This is a genomic window from Streptomyces chilikensis, from assembly GCF_001642695.1.
GTDB classification, from domain to species: domain Bacteria; phylum Actinomycetota; class Actinomycetes; order Streptomycetales; family Streptomycetaceae; genus Streptomyces; species Streptomyces chilikensis.
Genome location: NZ_LWCC02000117.1, coordinates 1 through 7,573 on the forward strand (window position 1 = coordinate 1; position 7,573 = coordinate 7,573).

General features: G+C 74.8%; 11 protein-coding genes and 1 pseudogene. 5 read left to right on the forward strand and 7 right to left on the reverse strand.

Features of this window, described 5'->3' with window-relative positions; genetic code table 11:
* Together A2U95_RS25330 and A2U95_RS25335 are read right to left on the reverse strand one after the other, a co-directional pair.
* Positions 1 to 897 (reverse strand): sterol desaturase family protein (locus tag A2U95_RS25330; RefSeq protein ID WP_166027147.1); only part of this gene is annotated, 897 nt, incomplete at its 3' end.
* A 133-nt stretch (positions 898 to 1,030) separates the two neighbouring features.
* Positions 1,031 to 1,681: a VIT1/CCC1 transporter family protein gene (locus tag A2U95_RS25335; protein ID WP_240958106.1), complete on the reverse strand. Its 651-nt coding sequence runs from the start codon at positions 1,679 to 1,681 to the stop codon at positions 1,031 to 1,033.
* Positions 1,682 to 1,887: 206 nt separating this feature from the next.
* On the opposite strand from A2U95_RS25335, the gene A2U95_RS25340 reads away from it, so the two are divergent.
* From A2U95_RS25340 to A2U95_RS25355, 4 genes are all read left to right on the forward strand, one after another.
* Entirely contained in the window at positions 1,888 to 2,895 is a 1,008-nt protein-coding gene (locus A2U95_RS25340; RefSeq protein WP_166027151.1) for a DEDDh family exonuclease, read from the forward strand.
* Positions 2,896 to 2,958: 63 nt separating this feature from the next.
* Positions 2,959 to 3,192 carry a hypothetical protein gene (locus tag A2U95_RS25345; RefSeq protein ID WP_166027153.1) on the forward strand — a complete coding sequence of 78 codons (234 nt, stop codon included), beginning with the start codon at positions 2,959 to 2,961 and terminating at the stop codon, positions 3,190 to 3,192.
* 61 nt (positions 3,193 to 3,253) lie between these two features.
* Entirely contained in the window at positions 3,254 to 4,099 is an 846-nt protein-coding gene (locus tag A2U95_RS25350; protein ID WP_166027155.1) for an SURF1 family cytochrome oxidase biogenesis protein, read from the forward strand.
* A 27-nt stretch (positions 4,100 to 4,126) separates the two neighbouring features.
* Entirely contained in the window at positions 4,127 to 4,882 is a 756-nt protein-coding gene (locus tag A2U95_RS25355) for an SDR family oxidoreductase (RefSeq protein WP_166027157.1), read from the forward strand.
* Between the two features lie 41 nt (positions 4,883 to 4,923).
* Here the strand turns inward: A2U95_RS25355 and amaP are convergent, their stop codons facing one another.
* The 5 genes from amaP to A2U95_RS25380 are packed head-to-tail and all read right to left on the reverse strand — an operon-like array spanning position 4,924 to position 7,188.
* Positions 4,924 to 5,502 (reverse strand): alkaline shock response membrane anchor protein AmaP, encoded by a 579-nt coding sequence (amaP, locus tag A2U95_RS25360; protein WP_420857051.1) that lies wholly within the window; start codon positions 5,500 to 5,502, stop codon positions 4,924 to 4,926.
* Between the two features lie 5 nt (positions 5,503 to 5,507).
* The gene (locus tag A2U95_RS25365) at positions 5,508 to 6,140 is read right to left on the reverse strand and encodes a DUF6286 domain-containing protein (protein ID WP_240958084.1); all 633 of its coding nucleotides are present in this window, start codon (positions 6,138 to 6,140) and stop codon (positions 5,508 to 5,510) included.
* Positions 6,137 to 6,520, reverse strand: coding sequence for an Asp23/Gls24 family envelope stress response protein (locus A2U95_RS25370; RefSeq protein WP_166027163.1), 384 nt, complete (start codon positions 6,518 to 6,520; stop codon positions 6,137 to 6,139). The genes A2U95_RS25365 and A2U95_RS25370 overlap by 4 nt, the downstream gene beginning before the upstream one ends.
* A gap of 2 nt (positions 6,521 to 6,522) precedes the next feature.
* Complete coding sequence (locus tag A2U95_RS25375; protein WP_166027165.1) at positions 6,523 to 6,708, reverse strand: hypothetical protein; 186 nt, start codon at positions 6,706 to 6,708, stop codon at positions 6,523 to 6,525.
* Between the two features lie 54 nt (positions 6,709 to 6,762).
* A complete protein-coding gene (locus A2U95_RS25380) occupies positions 6,763 to 7,188 on the reverse strand; it encodes an Asp23/Gls24 family envelope stress response protein (RefSeq protein WP_240958104.1) in 426 nt (141 codons plus the stop codon).
* 86 nt (positions 7,189 to 7,274) lie between these two features.
* On the opposite strand from A2U95_RS25380, the pseudogene A2U95_RS25385 reads away from it, so the two are divergent.
* Positions 7,275 to 7,573: pseudogene (locus tag A2U95_RS25385) on the forward strand (hypothetical protein); the annotation flags it as partial.

Below are 7,573 nucleotides of genomic sequence, written 5' to 3' on the forward strand. Positions count from 1 at the left end.
GCCCTGGGCCGCCGGTGCGGCGGCGGGCCCGGCGGGGACGGCGGGCTCCGCGGGGGCCGCCGGTCCGGGGGCCGGCTGCCAGCCCGGGCCGCGGAACACCCGTCCCGCCCGTTCGCCCCAACTCCGCGCCGCCTTCAGGTCCTTGCCGATGGCGACGTACTCGTGGGTGGCGACCTTGAACGGGTTGTAGGTCTCGATGTTCTTCGTCAGTCCGTACACCGGCCGCTCGGTCTCCGGCGCGAAACTGCCGAACATCCGGTCCCAGACGATCAGGATGCCGCCGAAGTTACGGTCCAGGTAGCCGCCTTGGGAGGCGTGGTGGACGCGGTGGTGGGACGGCGTGTTGAAGAGGAACTCGACCGGCCCGGGCAGCTTGCCGATCCGCTCGGTGTGGATCCAGAACTGGTAGACCAGGCTGACCGAGTTGAGGAAGGCCAGCGCCGCGGGGTGCACGCCCAGCGCGATCAGCGGCAGGTAGAACGGCCAGGCGGTGAGCGAGGTCCACGGCTGCCGCAGCGCGGTGGTGAGGTTGAACCTCCGGCTCGAGTGGTGCACCACGTGACAGGCCCACAGGAGGCGGATCACGTGGTGGCCGCGGTGCGACCAGTAGTAGAGGAAGTCCTGGGCGAGCAGCATCAGCAGGACGGTCCACCACAGCACGGGTATCCGCAGCGGGGTCAGTTCGTGGACGACCGTGTAGACCGCCACGATCGGGATCTTCCAGAGGAAGTCCCACAGGAGGCTGCCCAGGCCCATGCCGATGCTGGTGGCGGCGTCCTTGGCCTCGTACCCCTCCGCGTCCTCGTCGGGGTGGACGCGGTAGCTCACCACCTCGATCAGCGTGAGCAGCAGGAAGGCCGGGATCGACCAGAGCACGACATCGGGCAGGTTCGGCATACCTGCACGGTAGGGGTGGTGCCGGACCGGGGCCAGACGTCGTCATCGACAACTATTACCGCCGGTAGGGCGGCTTTTCCTGTGGATCTCCGCCAACCGCCGCCGGGCCCGGCGGGCCGGTCCCGCGCCCCGTTCAGACCCCCGTCGCGCCCAGCAGGCTCCCGGCGGCGTAGGTGACCGCCATCGCCAGCGCCCCGCCGCCGACGTTGCGCACCATGGCCCGGCGGGGGTCGGCGGCGCCGAGGCGGGCGCTGCTCCAGCCGGTGCCCACCAGGGCGACGAGCACCGAGACCACGGTGACCGGGAGCCGCGAGCCGGCCGGCGGCAGCACGATCGCCAGCAGCGGGAGCAGCGCGCCGACCGTGAAGGCGGCGAAACTGGCGCCCGCCGCGTGCCAGGGGTTGGTCAGGTCGTCGGGGTCGATGCCCAGTTCCACCGCCGCGTGGGCGCGCACCGCGTCGCGCGCGGTGAGCTGACGGGCGGCGTCCCCGGCGGTCTCCCGGCGCAGGCCGCGCTCCTCCAGCAGGCCGGTGAGCTTCTCCAGCTTGGCCTGCGGCCTCTCCCGGAGCCGCCGCCGCACCACGGCGAGGGCGGCGCGCTCGGAGTCGCGCTGGGTGGAGACCGAGACGTACTCCCCCGCCGCCATCGACATCGATCCGGCGAGCAGGCCGGCGAGGCCCGCGGTGAGCAGGGCGTCGCGGCTCCCGGTGGCGCCCGCGACGCCGACCACCAGGCCGGCGGTGGAGACGATGCCGTCGTTGGCGCCGAGCACGGCGGCGCGCAGCCAGTTGAGCCGGACGCCGAGAGCCCTGGAAGCGCCCGCCCTTTCTTCCTGTTCGAGGTTTTCGCGGCTTTCAGACCCTTGGCGGCTTTCACCGGTTTCCCGTGGTTCCGTCACACCGGGAGGATCGCACCGGACATGCGTCCGGCGGGGTACCGACGCTCCCCGGACGGCGGAGGTGTCGGCCCGGGCGCTTATCCTCGGTGACCATGCTCGAAGACCGCACGCCCGAAGCGTCCACCGCTCCATGGCCGGCCGCGTATCCGCAGGGGTACGCGGTCGTCGACGTGGAGACCACCGGACTGGCCCGGGACGACCGCATCATCTCCGCGGCCGTCTACCGGCTGGACGCCCGCGGCGAGGTGGAGGACCACTGGTACACGCTGGTCAACCCGGAGCGCGACCCGGGCCCGGTGTGGCTCCACGGGCTGACCGGTGACGCCCTGGAGAGCGCGCCGCTCTTCCCCGAGATCGCCGAGGAGTTCGCGGCCCGCCTCGCGGGCCGGGTGCTGGTCGCGCACAACGCCGTCTTCGACTGGCAGATGATCGCCCGCGAGTACGCCAGGGCGGGCCGCGAGGCCCCGGTGCGGCAGCGGCTGTGCACCATCGCCCTGGCCAAGGCGCTGGCGCTGCCGCTGCCCAACCACAAGCTGGAGTCGCTGGCGGCGCACTTCGGCGTGGTCCAGCGGCGCGCCCACCACGCGCTGGACGACGCCCGGGTGCTGGCCGAGGCGTTCCGTCCCAGCCTGCGGGCGGCGGCGGCCTCGGCGCTGCGGCTGCCGCTGCTGGAGTGCCTGCCGCTCACCGAGTGGTCCGACGGCCCGGCGGCGCGCGATGGGCGGCAGTCCGGCGGGCGGGGCGGCCACGGCCTGTCGGCAGGGGGTCACCGGCCGACGGCGTGGAACCGGTCGAAGAAGCGTCCGCCGTGCCCCTTCCCGAACCCCGGCCGGTACGTCCCGGGCGAGCGGCTCAAGCAGGGCATGCGGGTGGCCTTCTCCGGCGACACCTCGGTGGAGCGCGAGCTGCTGGAGGACCGGGCCACCGAGGCCGGGCTGCACGTCGCGGGCAGCATCTCCCGGCTCACCAGCCTGCTGGTGACCAACGACCCCGATTCGGGCACGTCCAAGACGGTCAAGGCCCGCCAGTTCGGCACCCCGGTGGTGGACGAGGCGGCCTTCGGCCAGCTGCTGGGGGACGTCGAACCGGCGGACGGGTGAACCACCGGCGGCGCGCGGCCGGGCTGCCGGGGCGGCCGTCCCGGACGGCTCACCCTGGGCCCCATGGCACGTTGTGAGGTCTGCGGAAACGACTACGGCATGACGTTCGAGGTGCACGCACAGGGCGCCGTCCACGTCTTCGACTGCTTCGCCTGTGCGATCCACCGGATGGCCCCGATCTGCGAACACTGCCGGGTGCAGATCATCGGCCAGGGGGTGGAGGCCGACGGCAAGTGGTACTGCGGCGCCCACTGCGCCAGGGCGGACGGCAAGGCGGGCATCGTCGACCGGGTGTGACCCGGCCGGGGCGGCCGGGGCCGACGCGGGACCGGAACGCGGCGATTGTTACCGTCGTCGTGTGTACCGCTTCCTGTTGACCCGGCAGTGGGTGATCGTCACCCTGGTCGCCCTCGCGCTCGTTCCCACGATGGTCGAGCTGGGCTTCTGGCAGTGGCACCGCCACTGGGACAGGGTCGCCTCCAACCAGCGGATCGAGGCCGCGCTGGACGCCGATCCGGTGCCGGTCGACTCGCTGACCGGGCCCGGCGCGCGGGTCGGCCGCGAGCTGTACTACCGGCACGTGACCGCGCGCGGGGTCTTCGAGTCCGGCCGCGAGGTGGTGGTGCGCCGCCGCACCAACGCCGACGACCGGGTCGGCTACCACGTGCTGACTCCGCTGCGGCTCCAGGACGGGCGGTACCTGCTGGTCAACCGCGGCTGGGTGCCGGCCGGCAGCAGGCAGACGGAGTTCCCGGAGATCCCCGCCCCGCCGGACGGCGAGGTGACGGTGACCGGGCGGCTGATGGCCGACCAGACGACCGCGGAGAGCGGCATCAAGGACCTCGACGACCTGCCCGACCGGCAGGTGATGCTGATCAGCAGCGAGGGGGAGGCGGAGCGGCTGGGCGCCGAGGTCCTCGGCGGGTACGTCGAGCTGGTCTCCCCCGCCCCGGCGGACGGCGGCCCCGAGCTGATCCCGGGTCCGGACCACGACAGCATCGGCAACCACATGGCGTACGCGATCCAGTGGTGGCTGTTCACCGCCGGTGTGCCGATCGGCTGGGTGGTGCTGGTCCGCCGGGAGCTGCGCGAACGGCGCGAGGCGGCCGGGGAGGCGCCCGGGCGGGGCGGGGGCGAGGACGGCGCCGAGGACGGCGGCCGTGAGGACGGCGCCGAGGAGAGCGCGACCCCGGCCACCGCCTGACCGCGCCGCCCGGTGCAGACTGGGGGCATGGATCTTGGACTGAAGGACCGTGTCTACGTCGTCACCGGCGGCTCCCGCGGGCTGGGCAACGCCACCGCGCGCGCACTGGTCGCCGACGGAGCGAAGGTGGTCGTCTCCGGCCGGGACGACGCCTCGGTGGCCGCGGCCGCCGAGGAGCTGGGGGCGAACGCGGTGGGCGTCGCCGCCGACAACGGCGATCCCGGTACGCCCGAACGGCTGATCGCGGCGGCCCGCGAGCACTTCGGCCGCTTCGACGGCGTGCTGATCAGCGTGGGCGGGCCGCCGGCCGGGCTGGCCGCCGACAACACCGACGAGCAGTGGCTCGGCGCGTTCGGGACGGTGTTCCTGGGGGCCGTGCGGATGGCCCGGGCGGCCGCCGCGGAGCTGGGCGAGGGCGGCGTGATCGGCTTCGTGCTCTCCGCGTCCGTGCACGAGCCGATCGGCGGGCTGACCATCTCCAACGGACTGCGGCCGGGCCTGGCCGGCTTCGCCAAGTCGCTCGCCGACGAGCTGGGACCGCGCGGGATCCGGGTGCTGGGCGTGCTGCCGTCGCGGATCGACACGGACCGGGTGCGGGAGCTGGACGCGCTCTCCGCCGACCCGGCGGCGACCCGGGCGGCCAACGAGTCGCGCATCCCGCTGGGCCGGTACGGCACGCCGGACGAGTTCGGCCGGGTGGCCGCCTTCCTGCTGTCGCCCGCCGCCTCGTACCTGACGGGGATCATGGTCCCGGTCGACGGCGGCGTGCGGCGCGGCTTCTGAGCCGCGGCGGGGGGTCCGCGCGGCGGACCCCCCGCCGGTCCTCAGAGCACCCGCTCCGGGCGGTGCCCGGCGGCGCGCATGCGGATCTCGGAGGGGAGCGAGGTCAGCCCCACCGAGGCCCGGGCGTGGGCCAGCGTCTCGGAGGTGAGGCGGTCCAGCGTGCGCCCGGGGTCGGCGTCCGGCTCCAGCCGCACCCGCACCCGGATCCGCGGGTTCCGGTGCCGTCCGGTGAGCCGCACCCGCACCCGTTCCACGCCCTCCAGGCGCGCGGCCTCGGAGGCGACCGAGCTCTCCAGCGCGCGGGCCCGCAGCACCGCGCCCTCGTCGTCGCCGGTGTCGACCCTCACCACCGCCAGCCGGTGCCGCTGCACCGACCGGGTCAGCCACCACAGCGTCAGCACCACCAGCAGCGCGAGCACCGTGAAGACCACGGGCCACCACCAGCCCTGGTCCCGCCACCGGGTCCGCTCGGCGACGGTCAGCAGGACGTCGTGCCGGTCCCGGTGGATCCACCAGCGGGGCGGGGGCGCGCCCAGTCCGACCGCCAGGACCGATCCGCCCGTCACGAGCAGCACCAGGCCGATCAGTCCCAGCAGCACCCGGTTGACCGTCCACAGCACCGTGTTCACCCCTTCCTCCGCTCGGGACGGCGCACCCGGACCGCGAGGGCCGGCGGCCGCGACAGTCCCAGGCCGCGCACCGCCTCCTCCAGCCGGCCCCGGACGTCCGCCCCGACCTCGTCGAGCTCCCTGAAGTGGGACACCACGCGCACGTCGGCCTTCCGGCGGCGCGTCCTCACCCGGACCGACCGCACCCCGGGCACCTCCAGCGCCCGGTCCCGGAGCACCATGGCGGCGGCCTTGCGGTCCAGGCCCGCCCGCACCTGCGGGCTGGCGCGCCGCATCGGCAGGATGCCCCGCACCCCGGGCGTGAGGGCGAGGACCAGCAGCCAGAGTCCGAGGGCGGCGGCCACCCCGGCCCCGACCAGCACCCACACGTCGTCCAGCGGACGCTCCGCGAGCTCGCGGGCCAGCCTGCGGCGCACGCCCAGCGCGGGGCGTCCGGCGCGCACGGCGGCCAGGTCGGACAGGAGCAGGACGCAGGCGGCCAGCAGCAGCAGCGCCACCACGGCGGAGGGCCGCCGGCGCGTGGACCAGAACCGTCCGGTGGTGCCGGGCTCCACCACGGTGGCCCCGGTGTCCGGCGGCTGCGGCGGCTGCGGCAGCGAGGGGCGTTCCCCGGTCGTCGTGCCGCTCATCGCAGTTCTCCCCGGACGGAGTGCAGGCGTTCCACGTGCACCACGACCTCCAGGACCTTCAGGCCGGCCAGTTCCGCCACCCGCCCGGTGACCCGGCGGCGCACCGCACGGCACTGGGCGCCGAGGTCGGAGGGGTAGGTCAGTTCGAGGTTGACGTTCACCCGGACGGTGCCGGCGTCCTGGTGGAGGTTGACGGTGGCGTACGGGGGGACCGCGTCGGCCGGAAGGTCGTCCAGCGCCTCACGGGCGCTCTGGGCGGCGATCCGGGCCACCACGCGGTCCGCGAGCCGCGTCTCGCCCCGCTCGGCGGCGGGGACGGATGCCGGGCCTCCGCCCGGAGCGGTGTCCGGGCGGCGGTGGGCCGTGGTCGTGGCGGGCACCGTCACCCCCGCCGGTCGCCGCGGGGACGGAACAGGTCGCCGGCGTCCAGGTCTCCCTCCAGGAACCTGCCGACCAGGAAACCGACGGCGCCCAGCGCCGCCACCAGGAGGAAGGCCCCGAAGCCGCCGAAGTATCCGGCGAAGCCCAGTGCCATTCCGGCGATCATGCCGATCACGGCCATGCTCATCGTGCGCTCCTCATCGTGCGCCTGTCGGTCCCGCGCCTCACGCGGGGGACCGGGTCACTGGATCCTGGGCTCCGGCGCCGACTCGTCCTCCTCGTCGGGGAGCTTGACGTCGCTCACCGCGATGTTGACCTCGACCACCTGGAGGCCGGTCATCCGCTCGACGGCGGCGACCACGTTCTCCCGCACGTCGCGGGCCACGTCGGAGATCGAGACGCCGTAGTCCACGACGATCTCCAGGTCGAGCGCCGTCTGCACCTCGCCGACCTCGGCCTTCACGCCCCGGGAGACCGCCTTGGGGCCGCCGCCCCCGGGGACCCGGTCGCGCATGGCGCCGAAGGCGCGCGAGGTGCCGCTGCCCATCGCGTGCACGCCGACCACGTCGCGGGCCGCGAGGCCGGCGATCTTCTCGACCACACCGTCGGCGATCGTCGTGCGGCCCCGGGTGCCCGCCGCACCGGTGGCGCTTGTCGTCTCGCTCATAGCCGTACGTCCTTTCGGTCGTCCTCCTGCGACCACGTTAAGTGGCGGTTCCGTTACTCGCCGTCCGGATACGGCAAGGTGGAGGAATGACCTCCCATGCGAGAACCTCCTCCCACGAGCGGGCCGGGTCGATCCGGCGCCGGATCGGGCTCGGCGGACCGCTGCCGCTGGGCGGGCCGCACGACGGCCTCTGGATCGCCGCGCGGCCGGCCGAGGCAGCACTGCGGCGGGCAGCGCGGCAGGTGGCGGGGGTCCGCCTGCGGGGGCTGCGGGCAGGGCCGCTGGACCCGTCCGCCGGGCGTCCGGCTCCGCCGGCTCCGGAGGCCGCGGTGGCGCCGGGCCCGCTGCGGGTGGAGGCGGCCTTCGCGGCGGTGGGCGGCGAGCC